At 59.8% G+C, this 16,116-nt stretch carries 17 protein-coding genes and 1 pseudogene; 10 read left to right on the top strand and 8 right to left on the bottom strand.

Annotated features, from left to right (window positions below):
* Positions 1-68 precede the first annotated feature (68 nt).
* From RHM69_RS11015 to RHM69_RS10995, 5 genes are all read left to right on the top strand, one after another.
* Positions 69-686, top strand: a complete 618-nt coding sequence (locus RHM69_RS11015; protein ID WP_200601274.1) for a TetR/AcrR family transcriptional regulator — start codon at positions 69-71, stop codon at positions 684-686.
* A 1,097-nt stretch (positions 687-1,783) separates the two neighbouring features.
* Positions 1,784-2,995 carry a YeeE/YedE family protein gene (locus RHM69_RS11010; RefSeq protein ID WP_200601045.1) on the top strand — a complete coding sequence of 404 codons (1,212 nt, stop codon included), beginning with the start codon at positions 1,784-1,786 and terminating at the stop codon, positions 2,993-2,995.
* Positions 2,985-3,518: a GNAT family N-acetyltransferase gene (locus RHM69_RS11005; RefSeq protein ID WP_197880750.1), complete on the top strand. Its 534-nt coding sequence runs from the start codon at positions 2,985-2,987 to the stop codon at positions 3,516-3,518. Before RHM69_RS11010 ends, RHM69_RS11005 begins: the two co-directional genes overlap by 11 nt.
* Positions 3,519-3,609: 91 nt before the next feature.
* Positions 3,610-4,152 (top strand): cysteine hydrolase family protein, encoded by a 543-nt coding sequence (locus RHM69_RS11000; RefSeq protein ID WP_200601046.1) that lies wholly within the window; start codon positions 3,610-3,612, stop codon positions 4,150-4,152.
* A 4-nt stretch (positions 4,153-4,156) separates the two neighbouring features.
* Positions 4,157-5,152 carry a GlxA family transcriptional regulator gene (locus tag RHM69_RS10995; protein WP_197865523.1) on the top strand — a complete coding sequence of 332 codons (996 nt, stop codon included), beginning with the start codon at positions 4,157-4,159 and terminating at the stop codon, positions 5,150-5,152.
* On the opposite strand, the gene RHM69_RS10990 is transcribed toward RHM69_RS10995, so the two are convergent.
* The 3 genes from RHM69_RS10990 to RHM69_RS10980 all read right to left on the bottom strand — a co-directional run bounded on the left by RHM69_RS10990 (position 5,124) and on the right by RHM69_RS10980 (position 7,289).
* On the bottom strand, positions 5,124-5,294 hold the full coding sequence (locus RHM69_RS10990; protein WP_014719217.1) for a DUF2986 domain-containing protein: 171 nt from the start codon (positions 5,292-5,294) through the stop codon (positions 5,124-5,126). The genes RHM69_RS10995 and RHM69_RS10990 overlap by 29 nt on opposite strands.
* A 43-nt stretch (positions 5,295-5,337) precedes the next feature.
* Positions 5,338-6,363, bottom strand: coding sequence for an alpha/beta hydrolase family protein (locus RHM69_RS10985; protein ID WP_058410769.1), 1,026 nt, complete (start codon positions 6,361-6,363; stop codon positions 5,338-5,340).
* A 95-nt stretch (positions 6,364-6,458) separates the two neighbouring features.
* A complete protein-coding gene (locus tag RHM69_RS10980; RefSeq protein ID WP_014719215.1) occupies positions 6,459-7,289 on the bottom strand; it encodes an alpha/beta fold hydrolase in 831 nt (276 codons plus the stop codon).
* Between the two features lie 177 nt (positions 7,290-7,466).
* Here RHM69_RS10980 and RHM69_RS10975 point away from each other — a divergent pair, with 177 nt between their 5' ends.
* Complete coding sequence (locus RHM69_RS10975) at positions 7,467-7,925, top strand: MerR family transcriptional regulator (protein WP_200601048.1); 459 nt, start codon at positions 7,467-7,469, stop codon at positions 7,923-7,925.
* Between the two features lie 14 nt (positions 7,926-7,939).
* Here the strand turns inward: RHM69_RS10975 and RHM69_RS10970 are convergent, their stop codons facing one another.
* From RHM69_RS10970 to RHM69_RS10950, 5 genes are all read right to left on the bottom strand, one after another.
* Positions 7,940-8,866: an acetoacetate decarboxylase family protein gene (locus RHM69_RS10970; RefSeq protein ID WP_019817544.1), complete on the bottom strand. Its 927-nt coding sequence runs from the start codon at positions 8,864-8,866 to the stop codon at positions 7,940-7,942.
* A gap of 119 nt (positions 8,867-8,985) precedes the next feature.
* Positions 8,986-9,726 (bottom strand): type 1 glutamine amidotransferase domain-containing protein, encoded by a 741-nt coding sequence (locus RHM69_RS10965; protein WP_200601050.1) that lies wholly within the window; start codon positions 9,724-9,726, stop codon positions 8,986-8,988.
* A 189-nt stretch (positions 9,727-9,915) separates the two neighbouring features.
* Positions 9,916-10,251: a DUF6124 family protein gene (locus tag RHM69_RS10960; protein WP_073454591.1), complete on the bottom strand. Its 336-nt coding sequence runs from the start codon at positions 10,249-10,251 to the stop codon at positions 9,916-9,918.
* Positions 10,252-10,601: 350 nt separating this feature from the next.
* Entirely contained in the window at positions 10,602-11,213 is a 612-nt protein-coding gene (locus tag RHM69_RS10955; protein WP_019817547.1) for a transferase, read from the bottom strand.
* 94 nt (positions 11,214-11,307) lie between these two features.
* Positions 11,308-12,297, bottom strand: coding sequence for a GlxA family transcriptional regulator (locus RHM69_RS10950; protein WP_200601052.1), 990 nt, complete (start codon positions 12,295-12,297; stop codon positions 11,308-11,310).
* 123 nt (positions 12,298-12,420) lie between these two features.
* Here RHM69_RS10950 and RHM69_RS10945 point away from each other — a divergent pair, with 123 nt between their 5' ends.
* The 4 genes and pseudogenes from RHM69_RS10945 to RHM69_RS10930 all read left to right on the top strand — a co-directional run.
* Positions 12,421-13,302: an MBL fold metallo-hydrolase gene (locus RHM69_RS10945; RefSeq protein WP_102666918.1), complete on the top strand. Its 882-nt coding sequence runs from the start codon at positions 12,421-12,423 to the stop codon at positions 13,300-13,302.
* Positions 13,303-13,627: 325 nt separating this feature from the next.
* Entirely contained in the window at positions 13,628-14,002 is a 375-nt protein-coding gene (locus tag RHM69_RS10940) for an addiction module antidote protein (protein ID WP_200601054.1), read from the top strand.
* Between the two features lie 306 nt (positions 14,003-14,308).
* The gene (locus tag RHM69_RS10935) at positions 14,309-14,944 is read left to right on the top strand and encodes a lytic polysaccharide monooxygenase auxiliary activity family 9 protein (protein ID WP_038450945.1); all 636 of its coding nucleotides are present in this window, start codon (positions 14,309-14,311) and stop codon (positions 14,942-14,944) included.
* A gap of 40 nt (positions 14,945-14,984) precedes the next feature.
* A pseudogene (locus tag RHM69_RS10930) lies at positions 14,985-15,986 on the top strand (chitinase); the annotation flags it as partial.
* Between the last annotated feature and the right edge of the window lie 130 nt (positions 15,987-16,116).

Raw genomic sequence — 16,116 nt, 5'->3', positions numbered from 1 at the left:
TGGCTGTCAACCTGAGCTTTCTCTGCTGGGCGCTCAGCCTATAAACTGTTTCGATTTGGCGTTCTCCCATGCACTCCATCGATCTCATTGAGCGCACCTTCCCCGGCAGGCGCAGCGACCTCAAACGCACCATCCTGCGTGAGGCGCTGGCCTGTTTTAACGAGGCAGGCATCGAGGCGACCAACATCGAGACCATTCGTGCGCGATGCGACACCAGTGTGGGGGCTATCTATCACCACTTCGGCAACAAGGAAGGGCTGGTCGCCGCGCTGTTCTTCGCTGCGCTGGAAGACCAGGCCGCCCTGCGTGACCACTACCTGCAAACGGCGGATACGGCCCATGCCGGTGTGGTCGGCCTGGTGTACAGCTACGTTGAGTGGGTCACCGCCCAGCCGGACTGGGCGCGGTTTGTTTTCCAGAGCCGTTTCGCCGTGTCCAGCGGGCCGTTCAAGGACGAGTTGATTGCCCGCAACAAGCAGCGCAACCAGCAGTTGAAGGAGTGGATGGGCGGGGAAGGGCGCAAGGAGCACTTCAGTCATTTGCCCGCAGAACTTATCCCTTCGCTGATCATTGGCGCGGCCGAAAGCTACTCGCGTGCGTGGCTGTCGGCGAAGGTCAAAAAAAGCCCCTTTGAGTACCGCGAACTGCTGGCTGAAGCCGCGTGGAAGTCGATCAGCCTGGGTTAGTCAGTCCTCCATCCCCTGTGGGAGCTGTCGAGCTTCAGCGAGGCTGCGAAAGCGGTGGTTCAGGCGCTGAAGAGGTTGCCTGTGCCGCCGCCATCGCAGCCTCGCTGGGGCTCGACAGCTCCCACATTTGGGCGGTGTTATTGTCGAGAATTGTGTTTGGCGCGATGGTCCTGCAAACCGATATTTCACATACACCGCCGATCCCCTGTGGGAGCTGTCGAGCTTTAGCGAGGCTGCGAAAGCGCTGGCTCAGGCGCTGAAGAGGTTGCCTGTGCCGCCGCCATCGCAGTCTCGCTGGGGCTCGACAGCTCCCACATTTGGGGGGTGTTATTGTCGAGAATTGTGTTTGGCGCGATGGTCCTGCAAACCGATATTTCACATACACCGCCGATCCCCTGTGGGAGCTGTCGAGCTTTAGCGAGGCTGCGAAAGCGGTGGTTCAGGCGCTGAAGATTTTGCCTGTGCCGCCGCCATCGCAGCCTCGCTGGGGCTCGACAGCTCCCACATTTGGGCGGTGTTGCTGTCGAGAGTTGTGTTTGGCGCGATGGCCCTGCAAACCGATATTCCACATACACCGCCGATCTCTTGTGGGAGCTGTCGAGCTTCAGCGAGGCTGCGAAAGCGGTGGTTCAGGCGATGAAGAGGTTGCCTGTGCCGCCGCCATCGCAGCCTCGCTGGGGCTCGACAGCTCCCACATTTGGGCGGTGTTGCTGTCGAGAGTTGTGTTTGGCGCGATGGCCCTGCAAAGCGGTATTCCACATACACCGCCGATCTCCTGTGGGAGCTGTCGAGCTTCAGCGAGGCTGCGAAAGCGGTGGTTCAGGCGATGAAGAGGTTGCCTGTGCCGCCGCCATCGCAGCCTCGCTGGGGCTCGACAGCTCCCACATTTGGGCGGTGTTGCTGTCGGGAGTTGTGCTTGTCGCGATGGCCCTGCAAAGCGAGATTCCACATACACCGCCGATCCCCTGTGGGAGCTGTCGAGCTTCAGCGAGGCTGCGAAAGCGGTGGGTCAAACAATGAGCCTTTGGGCAATGCCCCCACCTGATCAAATTCCGTCTGAGGCTATACTTGCCTCCTTCCAACCAATCGAGAACCCCATGAGCACCTCTCTTTCCCTGTCGCCCGTGCGCAAGCCCGTCGCGCCACTGATCGCTTTTGTAATCCTGGTGGCGGGCGCTCTGTTCCTGCAAAACACCGTGGGCGCGCGCCAGGTGTTGTTGCTGGTGGTCGGCGCCGCCCTGGGCCTGACCCTGTATCACGCTGCCTTCGGTTTTACCTCGGCCTGGCGTGTGTTCATCAATGATCGGCGTGGCGCCGGCTTGCGTGCGCAGATGGTGATGCTGGCGGTGGCGGTGGTGCTGTTTTTCCCGGCGCTCGGGGCTGGCACTTTGTTTGGGCAACCGGTGGCCGGGCTGGTGGCGCCAGCCGGTGTGTCGGTGGTGTTCGGGGCGTTTATTTTCGGGATCGGCATGCAGCTGGGCGGCGGGTGTGCGTCGGGCACTTTGTTCACCGTCGGCGGCGGTAATGCGCGGATGTTGGTAACACTGCTGTTCTTTATCTGTGGCTCGTTGATAGCCACCCATCACGTCGACTGGTGGTTTGCACTGCCATCGTTCCCGGCGGTTTCCATTGTCAAAAGTTTCGGTGTGCTGCCGGCGCTGGTCTTGAGCCTGGCGGTGTTCGCGCTGATTGCAGTGGTGACAGTGCGCCTGGAAAAGCGCCGTCACGGCCAGCTTGAACAAGGCGTGCAAAGCGAGCACCAAGGGCTACGCCGCTTCCTGCGCGGACCCTGGCCGCTGGTGTGGGGCGCGATTGGCCTGGCGCTGCTCAACTACGCCACCCTCGCCCTGGCCGGACGGCCGTGGGGCATCACCTCGGCGTTCGCGCTGTGGGGCGCCAAGGTGGCGAGCGGGCTGGGCGTGGACGTCGCCAGTTGGGCATTCTGGCAGATGCCGGGCAATGCCAAGGCCCTGGCTGCACCGGTGTGGGAAGACATCACCAGCGTCATGGACATCGGCATTGTCCTCGGCGCGCTGCTGGCCGCAGGCCTGGCCGGGCGTTTCGCGCCCAGCCTGAACATCCCGCTGCGCTCGTTGATCGCGGCGGTGATCGGCGGCCTGATGCTTGGCTATGGTTCGCGCCTGGCCTATGGCTGCAACATCGGCGCCTATTTCAGCGGCATCGCTTCGGGCAGCCTGCATGGCTGGGTGTGGCTGGTGGCGGCCTTTATCGGCAACGGCGTAGGCGTACGTTTGCGGCCCTTCTTCTTTGCGGGTGAACGGCCCCAGGTGGCATTGAGTGGCTGCTGAGCAGTCCACCCACATTCGCCTGGCGCGCGCGCAAGATGCCGGTTTGTTGCCCGCCATCGAGCAGTGCGCAGCCCAGGCATTCCGCGCAATCGAAGGGCTGGCTTGGCTGGCGGATGCGGCGTCGATCAGCATCGAACGCCATCGGCAATGGATCGCGCTATCGACCTGTTGGGTGGTGGTTGATGACCACGATCACCCTCAAGGCTTCCTCAGCGCAGAACGCTTTGGCGACGACCTGCATATCCATGAAGTGTCGGTTGCCCAGCCGCTGCAAGGCCAGGGCTGGGGGCGCAGATTGGTGGAAACGGCGATAGAGCATGCCCGCGCCCAACACCTGCGTGCGGTGACGCTGACCACCTTCAAGCATGTACCCTGGAATGCTCCGTTCTACCGGCGCCTGGGCTTTGCGCCTCACGTTGATTCGCGTCTGGAAACGATCCTGGCGGATGAGTACGCCCATGGCTTCGAACCCGGCAGCCGTTGTGCCATGGCGTGCCCGGTGACATGTCCGAATCCGTCCTGAAGTAGTCTGCCTTGCGTCTGTCGCGCACTGTGGGTGGTCCTTACCATGGCGTGCATCGTTTACCCACTGATGCAAGCCACAAGGACCGTCCATGACCCATAAAGCCCTGATCGTGATCGACGCCCAACATTCCTTCCGCCATTCAACCTACTGGTCCGAAAACGACCTGCCCGACTATCTGGAAAAACAGCAGGCCCTCATCGATGGTTGTGTTCAGCGCGGCATCCCGGTGGTACAAGTCTTCCATGTTGAAGACCAGGGGCATTTCTCCATGCAATCGGGCAACGTCAGGGCATTGAGCGAGCTGTCGATCAATCCACAGTTGGTGTTCCACAAGCGTTACCACAGCGCCTTCGCCGGTACGCCCCTGGCCGCTCGCCTCACGGAGATGGACGTCACCACGCTGATCATCAGTGGCATCCGGACCGAGCAATGCTGCGAGACCACCACGCGGCAGGCGTCGGACAGCGGCTTCAAGGTGGACTTTGTCAGTGAAGCGACATTGACGTTCCCCATGACCCACCTGCGTAGCGGCCGGGAGTACACCTCTGCGCAAATCCGCGAACGCACGGAGCTAGTGCTGGAAGAGCGTTTTGCGCGCATCGTCACGGTCGAACAGGTCTTGGAAGGATGAACCCGTGAGCGTGCCGGTGCTGTTCGTGCTGTTGCCCAATGTGCTGATGCTCGACCTGGCGGGGCCTGCCGAAGTGTTGCGCCTGGCCGCGCAAGCCGAGGACCCGGCGGCGGTGGATTTCGATCTGCAGTACGTCAGCCCGGTGGAGTCGCTGCACAGCTCCATCGGCTTGCCACTGACCGGGCTGGCGCCCCTGCCGCAGACTCTGGCGCCCGGCACGCTGGTGGTGCTGGTGGGCTCCACGATGAACGTATCAAAGGCTCACCAAAAGGCTTTCGAGTCGGCCAGCCAGCAGCTCACCCTGTGGTTGCAAAACGTGTTCGCGCCCTCGGCCGAACGCCTGGTGTGCGTGTGTGCCGGCGCGTTGAGCGCCGCCAGGGCCGGGCTGCTCGATGGGCGCCAATGCACCACGCACCATTCGCTGTGCGCCACCTTGCAAGCCCTCGCACCCAAGGCCCGGGTCCTGGAAAACCGGCTGTACGTCACCGACGGCCCGGTCAGTTGCAGCGCCGGTATCACGGCGGGGATCGACCTGATGCTGCACCTGGTTGCCGAACTGGCCGGGCCACGCTTGGCCTGCGCCGTGGCGCGGGACATGGTGGTGTACCTGCGCCGCAGCGGCAGCGACCCGCAGCTATCGCCTTGGGTGACCGGGCGCAATCACCTGCACCCGGCGCTCCACCGTGTGCAGGACGCCATCGCCGCCGCCCCCTGCGAGGCCTGGACGGTCACCCGCATGGCAAGCCTGGCCTGCACCAGCAGCCGACACCTGGCGCGCCTGTTCCAGGAGCATGTCGGCATCAGCCCACTGGATTACCTGCATCGCCTGCGCCTGGCGGTGGCGCGGGAACTGCTGGCCGAGTCGGCCCTGGACATAGAAACCATCGCCGAGCGCGCAGGCTTTGGCTCGGCGCGGCATTTGCGGCGTATCTGGGGTAAATACGAAGCGGCAACCCCTTCAGCCATGCGTCTTACTCAGCAGGCGTCTCGCCAGCCGTAACCGGCTCTTGGCCGGCCTCGGTCGCCAGCTTCAAGCGGTCCGCCTTGCTGATGTATTTGTCTTTGCTTTTTGGCGCCAGCTTGGCGCTGGCCTTTTTCGCTTTGGCTTTGAAGAGCTGCTGAAGTTTTTTCTGGCGGTTCATGTTCCGTTGCCTGAAGGGGAAAGGCGCGGATGATACTACCGGTTCAGCGCGCCAGGAACTCGCTGATCAGTGTGATCACCTGCTGCTGGATCACGGGCCGTGGCCGCGCGCCTTTGCCGTCCTGGCAAATGATGCTGTCGCCGGGCACATCAGCGTCAAGCAACGCTGCCGCGCCCGGTTTGCACTGAGACATAAAACTGAAGTGGTTGGCGTCCTGGATCTCCACGTACTGAGTCGACGTTTTTGGCAGCCGCTTGGCCATGTCAGCCGATTCCATCTGCGCCGGCAAATCCGCTGATGGCTCACCGGCGGCGATCACCAGGGCCGGCACTGGCAACGCCGCGAGGCTCGCATCGGTAAAACCGCGTGACAGGCCCAGGTCCAGGGACACCACAGCGGTCACGCGCTTATCGCTCAAGTCCGCAGCCAGTTGAGCCTTCCCGTTCGGCGTACCTTCAGAGTTCATCTCGCGATAGGCCGTGCACGCCACCAACGTCGGATGGGCGCTGCAGTCCCGGGCAAACAACGCCGGGTCGAAACGCGCCCCCGCGCTCTCCATGACCGTCCAGCCCCCCAGGGAATGGCCTATCACCGCGATCCGGCCGCTGTCCACCGCGCCAAATGGCGTGGGCTGTACCAGCAGCGCATCAATGGCCCGGCTCAAATCCTTGGGCCGTTGCCACAACTGCGCGGCGGCTTGCGCGCTGCGATCCTGGCTGGTGGTGCCAGGGTGATTCACTGCCGCCACGATATACCCCTGCCGGGCCAGCGCACTGGCCAGCCACGCCTGCTTGCCCCAGTTGCCACCATAGCCGTGGGAGAGCACCACCACCGGATGTTTGCCGGGTGTCGGTGCGGCATCAGGCACCGCAAGCACACCGATGAACACCAGGTTGTCAGCGATCAGCTTGGGTTGGGCGGTGCTGGTGGAGGGGTACCACACGGCCATTTCCAGTGGGCGAATGTTGTGAGTGTCAGGGATGGTGGTGGTTTGGAAACCGATGGGGTCGTTGGCGAGTGCAGGCCCAGTCAGGCTGATCAGGAGCAGGGCGGCGAGGGGGGCTTTCATTGTTTTTATCGTCCTTGAAATGAAGGACGCAGCATGACCTGAAACGAGCGGTTCAGGTAGAGGGGAGGCGGTCACCCGCCCCCCCCAATAATCAATCAGCTCCTTATAAACGCCAGCAAATCCGCATTAATCGTATCGGCATGGGTAGTAGGCATGCCATGCGGGAAGCCCGGGTAGATTTTCAGCGTGCTGTTTTTCAACAGTTTGGCGGACAGCACCCCGGCATTTTCATGGGGGACGATCTGGTCATCGTCGCCATGCATGACCAATACGGGAATCTGGATGCGTTTCAAGTCTTCGGTGAAATCGGTCTGGGAAAATGCCACGATCCCGTCATAGTGCGCCTTGGCACAGCCCATCATGCCTTGGCGCCACCAGTTCAGGATGATGCCCTCGGACGGTGTGGCGCCTGGGCGGTTATAGCCGTAGAAAGGGCCCGCCGGAACGTCATGATAGAACTGTGCACGGTTGGCTTTCAGTTGCGCCTGCAAGTCGTCGAACACTGACTTGGGCAGGCCGCCAGGATTGCTCGGGGTCTGGACCATCAACGGTGGCACGGCGCTGATGATGGCGGCCTTCGAGACGCGGTCTTCGCCGTGGCGGGCGATGTAATGAACCACTTCACCGCCGCCGGTGGAGTGACCGACATGCACCGCGGTTTGTACGCCCAGATGCTCGACCACGGCCGCGACGTCGTCGGCATAGTGGTCCATATCGTGCCCGTCCCAAACCTGGCTGGAACGCCCGTGGCCACGTCGGTCGTGGGCAACGACCCGGTAGCCTTCGCCCAGGAAAAACAGCATTTGCGCGTCCCAATCATCTGCGCTCAGTGGCCAGCCATGATGAAAGAAAATGACCTGGGCATCGCGTGGGCCCCAGTCCTTGTAGAAAATTTCAACACCGTCTCGCGTGGTGACGTAGCCCATGTTCGCCTCTCCCAAATGAAATGATGGCCTGATCGAATCGCGATCATGGCGCTGGATTGACCCACTGCGGCCCATGCGTGTCTGGCAAGCGTGCCGTCTACGAATCGCCGCCTTGGCCGCCCAATGACTTTAGGTTTAAAGTCAACTTTAAGGTCAATGGTTTTTTGTGGGTGGTACATGAGAATAGGCGAGTTGGCAAAAATCAGCGGGTTGGCGGCCTCACGCATCCGTTTCTACGAAGCGAGCGGCCTGATCCAATCGGTTGAGCGTAAATCCAACGGCTATCGGGACTATGCACCCGGCACCGAGGCGGTGTTGGAGATCATCAAGGGTGCCCAGGCAGCCGGTTTCTCTCTGGAAGAAATCCGGCAGTTAATGCCCAGAAGTGCCGGTGGTTGGCAGCATGACGAGCTGCTCAGCGGGCTCAAGCACAAGGTCGGGGAAATCGAGGTGCTGCAACAACGGCTGGCCCAGAACAAGGCTCAGTTGCTGAACGTCATCAAGGGCATCGAAGGCAAGCCCGAGGGCATGGCCTGTGCGGAGAATGCGCAGATGCTGATTAACCGTCTGCGCGAGGAAGGGGGCGCTCCAGCCTCATCCACAAGAAAAAGCGCCCGCCGGGCCCCGAGGGCCTGACCGGCGCACAAGGGTCAGCGTTCGCCAATCAGGTTGGCGAGCGGCTCTGGCGCATAGAGTGCGCTCTGGAACTCGGGTACGTATTCGTACTTCAGCATTTTCCCCAGCTTGAGGTCGCGCAGGTAATTGGACAGGCTGCCATCGCCCAGCGTGAGGGTGGCTGAGTCTGCGTCACGGCTGGAGCCATGGCTGAGCTGGCGGGAAACCGCGTACCCGTAGGCCAGTTGGCCGTGGTGATCGAGATTGGTGAAACTGCTGGTGACCAGGTCCGCATCATGGGACAGTTTCTCAAGCTTTTTGGCCTTGAACGACACGTCCAGCTTGCCGGTCTGGCTGTCGGTAATGTCATACACCACCGAGTGCCCATCCTCTTTGCGATCAATGCCAGTCAGCCATTTCGGCAGGTTGTAACCGACCACGCCGCGCACCCGCGCCAGCTCGGTATTCACCGGCAGCTTGAGCACATAGCCCCAAAAATCCTGCGACATCGACTGGCCCACCAGCGTGAAGGGGCCCAGGTTGGCTTTGCCAGGTTTGTTAGTGATGATCGACACGGCGACTTCGTTATAGGCGTCGTTATCGCAATGCTCATAGGTGTACGCAGTAAACGCGATCAGTCCGCGACCCGGCCAGACTTGCAAGGGTTGCACGGCGGCCAGTACCTGCGGTGGCATCAACGCCCGAAGCTTATCGATGTCAGCCGTATAGACCGCTGTTACCCGACTGTTCTGATAGTAAAAATTGGGCGAGTAGGATTCAAAACCGATGTCGACCTTGTGCTTTTGCAACCCTTTGAACCAGCTTAAATCAACCTCTGGTAATTCTGCTGCAACCACCGACAACGGCGGGTTGGAGCGAAAGCGGTCGTACAAGCCGCCCTTGACGACGGGCACCTGCTGGCCGGCGATATCGATGTGGGTTGTGTCGTTGGGGCTGGGCATCTCGGGCGTTCCCGCCAACGCAAGGTTGGCAAAAGGGGTGAGCAGCAATCCGGTTAAAACGGCGCTTGGAATGTTCAATCGGTCTTCTCCAGGGAGGGGCTACGGGTGGGGCCTAGGCTCTATCGTTCGTGGGACAGCTCGGTTATCACGGCGAGTGCGACGGCCCTGGGCGATTGCGGGTTCTGGCCCGTGATCAGGCGGCCATCGGTGATGACAAATGAGGTGAACGGCACCCAGCCCTTGCGGTAACGCGCCCCTTGGCTCAGCAGCCGGTCTTCAAGCAAGAACGGCACCTCACGCTTCATGCCCGATAGCAGTTCTTCGCGGTTGGAGAAGCCGGTGATGTTTTTGCCCTTGATGATCGCGTTGCCCTGTTCATCCTTCAGATCCAGCAGGCCCGCCACACCGTGGCACACGGCCGAGACGATGCCGCCCTGGTTGTAAATGGTTTGGGCGACACGTTGCAGGTCGAGGTTGCCAGGGAAGTCCCACATGACACCGTGGCCGCCGGTGAAGTAGATCGCGCGAAATTGCGACGGATCGACATTGGCGATGGGCAGCGTGTTTTGCAGCCGGGCGCGAAAGGCCGGGGACTGCAACTGTTCACGCGCCGCCTTATCCATGTACAGCCAACCGAGGCTGCGCTCGTCCAGAGGCACAGCACCTCCTTTGGGGCTGGCAAATACCGTCGTGTAGCCAGCCGCTTCCACGACCTCGGTGAAATGCGTCAGCTCTGTCAGCCACAGGCCCGTGGTATCGGGCCTTGAGGGGTAGCTGGCGTGGTTGGTCATGATCACCAGGATCTGGCGATTGTTCGCAGCGGCCGTGGAAGGGCCGGGTTCAGCCTGTGCAAATGTCATAAGCGCGCCACCTATCGCTACCAACGCAAAAGAAATAAGGGTTTTGAGCATGATCCAGGGTCCAGTAATCCTGTCGGTTGGTGTATGCTCACCTTAAACCTCGCTTTAAGGTCAACCCCTGCTTTGGCAAAAAAAAACCGAGTCGTCTTGGGGCGCGACGGCTCGGCTTTTTTTGGGCGTGTTGAACGTTTAGCCAGCTGCTACAGCCGCCTCGCGCTCCATCAACTTATCGACCAACAACATTCCCAGCTCACTTAACTGATGAATCGCCAACGCGACGTCGCGCTGTTTACCGGTCAGTTCATCCGACAGGTCGAGCAGCAGGGCGGTTACTGAGGAAAAGGTTTCATAGCTATTGGCGACGAGCATTTCATTGCTGGCATCGTCGGCAACGCTGAACAGCGGTGTCGAGGGTGGAGGAGAGGGTTCGGCGTTGGGGTTGAGGGCGTGATCGATCGCACGACGGGCTGCCTGATCAAGCTTCAGGTTTGGCTCGTTTGGAGGGTTTGGGGTGACTTTGTACATATGCGTAATTCCTGAATGGGGCCGACACCGTTTCGCTACTAAACGAAAGGGTGGCAGCTGTACGCAGGTTAGTAGACCGGGGAATTACACAAAGCCGGCGCGCCCGAAGGCGCCCTACGCACAGCCACCATCAGGCACAGACAGGAACGTCTGATAGATGAAGCTCATGCACTAAGTGTAATTGACCCTCGGGCTACTAAACCCGATCACTGAGTTGTCAGCGACCGAGCCACCTTAGAGACGCCCATCCAAGCGCACAAGCCGGCGGATTCTGACGCAACTGTAGGCAACGGAGCAAGGTGGTGCAGCGCGCTGTAGGACATGTTTACAGGGTGCCGCCGTTACCCCGCTTAGTCGTGGGCGAACTGGTCAATCAACCCCAGACGTGGAACATGGCTGTGTGGCTGTAGCAGCGCGCCAGGAGCAATGACTGCGTTTGCGCCAATTTTGCAGCCGTCACCTACCAAGGCACCGAATTTGTTCACCCCCGTCTCGATCACATTATCTGCGTAACGGATCTTGATATTCGCTCCTTCCAGCTCGTTACGATAATTGGCAATGATTGCACCGGCTTCAATATTGACGCCTTCGCCAATCAACGAATCGCCGACGAAATTTAAGTGTGCCAGCTTGCTGGCGGCCAGCATGAAGGTGCTTTTGAGTTCGCAGCTTGGGCCCACAATGCAATGGCTGCCCAAATACACGCCGCCACGCAGGTAAGCTCCCGCTGCTACAAATGAGCCTTCGCCGATGATGATTGGGCCCTTGAGCACAGCGCCTTCTTCGACAATGGCGCTTTCGTGGATGGCGCAGTTTCCGTGGCGTCGGTAGCCCGTGCCGAGGCGTGAGAGCAAGGCTAGAACCTGGTTTTCGCAGTCTTGAGCCACCCGCCAAGCGGCAGGCTGCGTCAGGCCAAGGGAGGGCCATTGAGCAATGAATGTACTGATCTCAGGTAGTTTCATGGAGAGCGCTTCCGATGTCGGGAGGGGATAGAACCGCGCTGTTGCCGCTAGAGCAGCGGGCTCAGGCCTCATCTTACAGAGAGCTGCCCCCGATTTACTGAATCCCCACGAAAGCCGCCGACTCGCCCATCCCCAGGCAAAACATCTTGCGATACTCCGAAGGCGACGTCCCCAGTTGCGCGGCAAAATGCTGTCTCAACGACAGCGCGGTGCCAAACCCCACTTCGCCTGCAATGCATTCAACCGGCAGTTCCGTGGTTTCCAGCAGCGCCTGCGCCCTGGCCACGCGCTCAGCGTTCAGCCATTTGGACACGGTGGTGCCGGTGGCTTGCTTGAAGCGGCGGGTAAAGGTGCGCCGGCTCATCTTCGCCCGGTCGGCCAGCACATCGAGCGACAGGTCGCTGGCCAGATGGGTGCGCGCCCATGCCAGCACCTCCGACAGGTGTGTCTCGCTGGAGAGTTGCGGCACGGTGTGTTCAACGTATTGCGCCTGGCCACCTTGGCGATGTGGCGGGGTCACCAGCATCTTTGCGGTGCGGTTCGCCACATCGGCGCCGAGCCGCTGGCGTATCAAGTGCAGGCAGCAGTCGATGGCCGCGACGGTACCGGCGGAGGTGATGATGTTGTCGGCACACACATAAAGCGCCTGCGGCCTGAATCGCGCGCTGGGAAAGCGGCGCGCAAACTCGTCGCGGGCGGCCCAGTGGGTGGTGGCTTCCTTTTCGTCCAGCAGGCCAGCATCGCCCAGCACGAATGCGCCCAGGCACAAGCCGACGATCAGCTTGCCCTGTGCATTGGCCAACTGCAGCGCTTGGACGAGCGTGGGGGAGGCCACGACCGATTGATCGCCCCAGGCGGGGATGATGATCACATCGGCGGTGTGCATCAGTTCCAGGCCACTGCTTACCGAGAGGCCCAGGCCTTGGTCGCTGCTGACCATGCCAGGCACTTCTGCGCAGTAATTGACCTGGTAATAGGGCTTATCGGGTGTGGATTGAGCGGTGCCCAGCACCATCCCCGGTACGGAAAGATGGAACAGGCTTACGCCATCGAAGGCGAGAACGGCTACGCGGATGGGAGGCATCAGGCCACCTCTGGTACTGAGTCGGATGGCCCGATTATATCGCTATCTGTCATTCAGGCCACTGTTGGCCCTCGCGGGCTTCAGCAAGAATAAACGCCTCGATACATCAACAGGACTCATCTTATGAAACTTACGACGCTCCCCCTGGTTTTGAGCATCGCTTGCGGTGCGGCTGCCACGCCCGCATTCGCAGGCTCGGCCACCCCTGAGGCAGCCCATAAAGTGGACCTTCAGCAAGTGCGTAACGCGACGGTGAAGATCACCTATGGCGGTACCACCTTCCTGATTGACCCGATGCTGGCCAAAAAGGGCACCTATCCAGGGTTCGAACATACCTACCGTAGCGAGCTGCGCAATCCACTGGTGGATTTGACCGAGTCGCCGGCACAGGTCATTGCCGGTGTCGATGCTGTGATCGTCACCCACACGCACCTTGATCACTGGGACGATGCGGCACAAAAAGCGCTGCCCAAAGACATCCCGTTGTTTGCCCAGCATGAAGAAGACGCGCAGTTGATCCGTTCCCAGGGTTTCAAGAATGTGCGTGTGCTGACCGACGAAGCGGAATTTGGCGGCGTCAAAATCACCAAGACCGGCGGCCAGCATGGCACCGATGAGATGTATGCCGTGCCGGCGCTGGCAAAGCCGTTAGGCGAAGCCATGGGCGTGGTTTTTCAAGCACCCGGCTACAAGACACTGTACCTGGCGGGTGACACGGTATGGCGTAAAGAGGTCGACCAAGCCATCGAGAAATTCAACCCCGAGGTGATCGTGCTCAATGCCGGGAAGGCCATGATGGCGGGGTATGAGGGCTCGATCATCATGGGCGAGGAAGACGTGCTGCGCGCTGCACAGGTGGCGAAAAACGCGAAAATCGTGGCCGTCCATATGGACGCCATTAATCACATGTCCCTGACCCGCGAGGCGTTGCGCAGCTACGTCAAGCAGCACGGTATCGAGGGGCGTGTGGATATTCCTGAGGATGGCACTTCATTGGCTTTCTGACGCCAGGCGCAGGTCAAAATGTGGGAGGGGGCTTGCTCCCACATTGGTATGTTGATCGGCCTCCCGTTTCGGCTGACGCTGCCGCAAGGCGACTTGATGTCCGATCAGGGGCTAAGGGACACAAGCGCTAATAGTTTCGCTCGGCTGCCTGCACGGCGGCTGGACTAGGATTTTTTCTGGCGGTGCACACCAACATTAAAATTCACTGGCATCTACAAGGAGTAGCCAGTAGGCTACATTTGAATCTGTGACCAATACGATCAGCAGGACGCCCGAGGAATTAAGCGGGCAAAAGAGATTCTCGATGCCCTGAGAGGTCAATGACATGAGTCAGTCAACATTCAAACCAGAGGACATGCCGATCCTCGAGCTGGATACATCCGGCACCAGCGCCTATGAGGCTTCACGTTTCCTTGATAGCCCGCAAACTATCAGTGCCTATCTTGCGCAAAGCATGGCGTGCCATGACCCGCAAGTCCTTATGAAGGCGCTGGCCGAGGTTGCCAAGGCCCTCGGTGTAAACAAGGTTGCCGAAGCGGCGGGGGTGAATCGGGAGAGTCTGTATAAAACCCTGAAAGGCGGCTCAAAGACGCGATATGAGACGGTCCAGAAGCTGATGTTGGCATTAGGGGTGGAACTGACGGTGCAACCGATTGCCGCGACCGCAATTAATAAAACGGTCGTCATTGGCAAAACGTGATGAACCAAAAACAGGACGGTTTATTTGCTTGAAAATAGATACGTCCCTTTTTGTCGACAGAGCGCCCATTCGCCATTTACGCGAGAAGGCGTGTTGATGTGCGCCTGGTCTTGTAGGAAATCGACCTCTGGCAGCGTAGGGTTTCCTCCATGATACTGGTTATATATCCAGTATTTGCAGGTCGGCGCGCTCCTGAAACGAAAATGAGTGAAAAATGGGCCTGTAGCAAAAAAAAGCAACTCCGTTAGGTTGAGGTCCTCTCCTTCAAGAAAGGAGAGTTCTTAATCAAATCAATGGAGTCACAACATGAACAAACCACAAACCCAGACACCTCTTCGCCATGGTCGTGTCACATCCCCTTCCAGCCGTGGCGCAGTCGCCGTGGATCTTGGCCTGCTGGAAACCTGGCAGGTCAATGAAATGGAAGGCGGCAAGAACTTCCCGGCACTGACGGCCGGTCCGTTTCCGGCGCCTTATCAAACCGACAGTGACAGCGTCACTCCACCCGCCGACGGCGTCATCCTCAGCGGTGGCAAGACCGATGCCCGTGACTGCGTCAACTTCACCCACGAGGAAATGGCCAAGAAACTCGGCCGCGCCTTCACCTGGCCGTTGCTCAATGTCGAGCCGGGTCAGACCTTCAAGGTCACCTGGGCATACACCGCGCCGCACACCACCCGTGGCTATCGCTGGCTGATCACCAAGGATGGCTGGGATCCGAAACAGCGCATCACCCGCGCGCAACTGGAAACCCAGCCGTTCGCTGAAGACTTCTATGCCCAGGTGCCGTACTACAGCCATGCAGGCGAACTGAAGGCCAAGGTCAATCATGAAGTGAAACTGCCGACCCACAAAAAGGGCCAGCATGTGATTGTGTTGATGTGGATCGTCGCCAACACCGGCAACGCCTTCTATCAAGCCTTCGATGTGGACTTCAAATAAGCCCCCACCGTTAAACCCACACGTTCTGAAGGATTAGAACATGTCAAAGATTGACTTTACCTCACTGCAATCGCCGCTCAACGATGCCGCTTCGCTGATGCCGAGCATTGCCGGCAAAAAGATCCTCATGGGCTTCTGGCACAACTGGCCTGCCGGCCCGAGCGATGGCTACCAGCGTGGCCAGTTCGCCAATATCAGCCTGGCGGATGTCCCAAAGGATTACAACGTGGTGGCCGTGGCCTTCATGAAGGGCAACGGTATCCCAACCTTCAAACCGTACAACCTGTCCGATGCCGAGTTTCGTCGCCAGGTGGGCGTGCTGAACAGCCAGGGCAGGGCGGTGCTGATTTCCCTTGGCGGCGCCGATGCACACATCGAACTGCATAAAGGCAATGAACAGCCACTGGCCAGCGAAATTATCCGCCTGGTGGAAACCTATGGCTTTGATGGCCTGGATATCGATCTTGAACAGAGCGCGATTGATTTCGCCGACAACAAGACTGTCCTGCCCGCCGCCTTGAAACTGGTCAAGGACCACTACGCGGCTCAAGGCAAACACTTCATCATCAGCATGGCGCCGGAGTTTCCGTACCTCACCACCGCCGGCAAATACGTCGGTTACATCCAGGCGCTGGAAGGCTATTACGACTTCATCGCCCCGCAGTATTACAACCAGGGTGGCGACGGCATCTGGGTGCAGGAGGTCAACAGCGGCAACGGCGCCTGGATTGCCCAGAACAACGACGCGCTGAAGGAGGACTTCCTGTTTTACCTCACCGAAAGTCTGGTGAGCGGAACGCGCGGGTTTACCAAGATCCCGGCAGACAAGTTCGTCATTGGCCTGCCTGCGAACGTCGATGCGGCTGCCACCGGTTATGTGATCAACCCAACAGCCGTGACCAATACATTCAAGCGTTTGCACGACAAAGGATTGTCGATCAAGGGCCTGATGACCTGGTCGGTGAATTGGGACAACGGGATCAGCAAAGACCATGTGCCCTACAACTGGGAATTCAGCCGCCGTTATGGGCCGATGATCAATGGCACTGCTCTCTCTGGCCTGGAGCAGGATGAGGCGGATCTGGAGGTCGCCGATCGGCAGTAGCGCAAAGGGGCCTCTGGCAGACGTGCCAGAGGTCAAACCGCTAAGCTTCTGATCTGACTAAAATCCG

Origin of the sequence: Pseudomonas sp. CCI1.1 (assembly GCF_034348165.1) — a bacterium.
GTDB lineage: Bacteria > Pseudomonadota > Gammaproteobacteria > Pseudomonadales > Pseudomonadaceae > Aquipseudomonas > Aquipseudomonas paracarnis.
The sequence above is the reverse complement of the archived record's forward strand: the minus strand, read 5'-3'. Positions and strand labels throughout refer to the sequence as shown.

Coding starts and splice junctions, on each gene's coding strand:
- RHM69_RS11015 (WP_200601274.1), top strand. CDS start 69: ATGCACTCCATCGATCTCATTGAGCGCACCTTCCCCGGCAGGCGCAGC.
- RHM69_RS11010 (WP_200601045.1), top strand. CDS start 1,784: ATGAGCACCTCTCTTTCCCTGTCGCCCGTGCGCAAGCCCGTCGCGCCA.
- RHM69_RS11000 (WP_200601046.1), top strand. CDS start 3,610: ATGACCCATAAAGCCCTGATCGTGATCGACGCCCAACATTCCTTCCGC.
- RHM69_RS10990 (WP_014719217.1), bottom strand. CDS start 5,294: ATGAACCGCCAGAAAAAACTTCAGCAGCTCTTCAAAGCCAAAGCGAAA.
- RHM69_RS10985 (WP_058410769.1), bottom strand. CDS start 6,363: ATGAAAGCCCCCCTCGCCGCCCTGCTCCTGATCAGCCTGACTGGGCCT.
- RHM69_RS10980 (WP_014719215.1), bottom strand. CDS start 7,289: ATGGGCTACGTCACCACGCGAGACGGTGTTGAAATTTTCTACAAGGAC.
- RHM69_RS10975 (WP_200601048.1), top strand. CDS start 7,467: ATGAGAATAGGCGAGTTGGCAAAAATCAGCGGGTTGGCGGCCTCACGC.
- RHM69_RS10970 (WP_019817544.1), bottom strand. CDS start 8,866: ATGCCCAGCCCCAACGACACAACCCACATCGATATCGCCGGCCAGCAG.
- RHM69_RS10965 (WP_200601050.1), bottom strand. CDS start 9,726: ATGACATTTGCACAGGCTGAACCCGGCCCTTCCACGGCCGCTGCGAAC.
- RHM69_RS10960 (WP_073454591.1), bottom strand. CDS start 10,251: ATGTACAAAGTCACCCCAAACCCTCCAAACGAGCCAAACCTGAAGCTT.
- RHM69_RS10955 (WP_019817547.1), bottom strand. CDS start 11,213: ATGAAACTACCTGAGATCAGTACATTCATTGCTCAATGGCCCTCCCTT.
- RHM69_RS10950 (WP_200601052.1), bottom strand. CDS start 12,297: ATGCCTCCCATCCGCGTAGCCGTTCTCGCCTTCGATGGCGTAAGCCTG.
- RHM69_RS10945 (WP_102666918.1), top strand. CDS start 12,421: ATGAAACTTACGACGCTCCCCCTGGTTTTGAGCATCGCTTGCGGTGCG.
- RHM69_RS10940 (WP_200601054.1), top strand. CDS start 13,628: ATGAGTCAGTCAACATTCAAACCAGAGGACATGCCGATCCTCGAGCTG.
- RHM69_RS10935 (WP_038450945.1), top strand. CDS start 14,309: ATGAACAAACCACAAACCCAGACACCTCTTCGCCATGGTCGTGTCACA.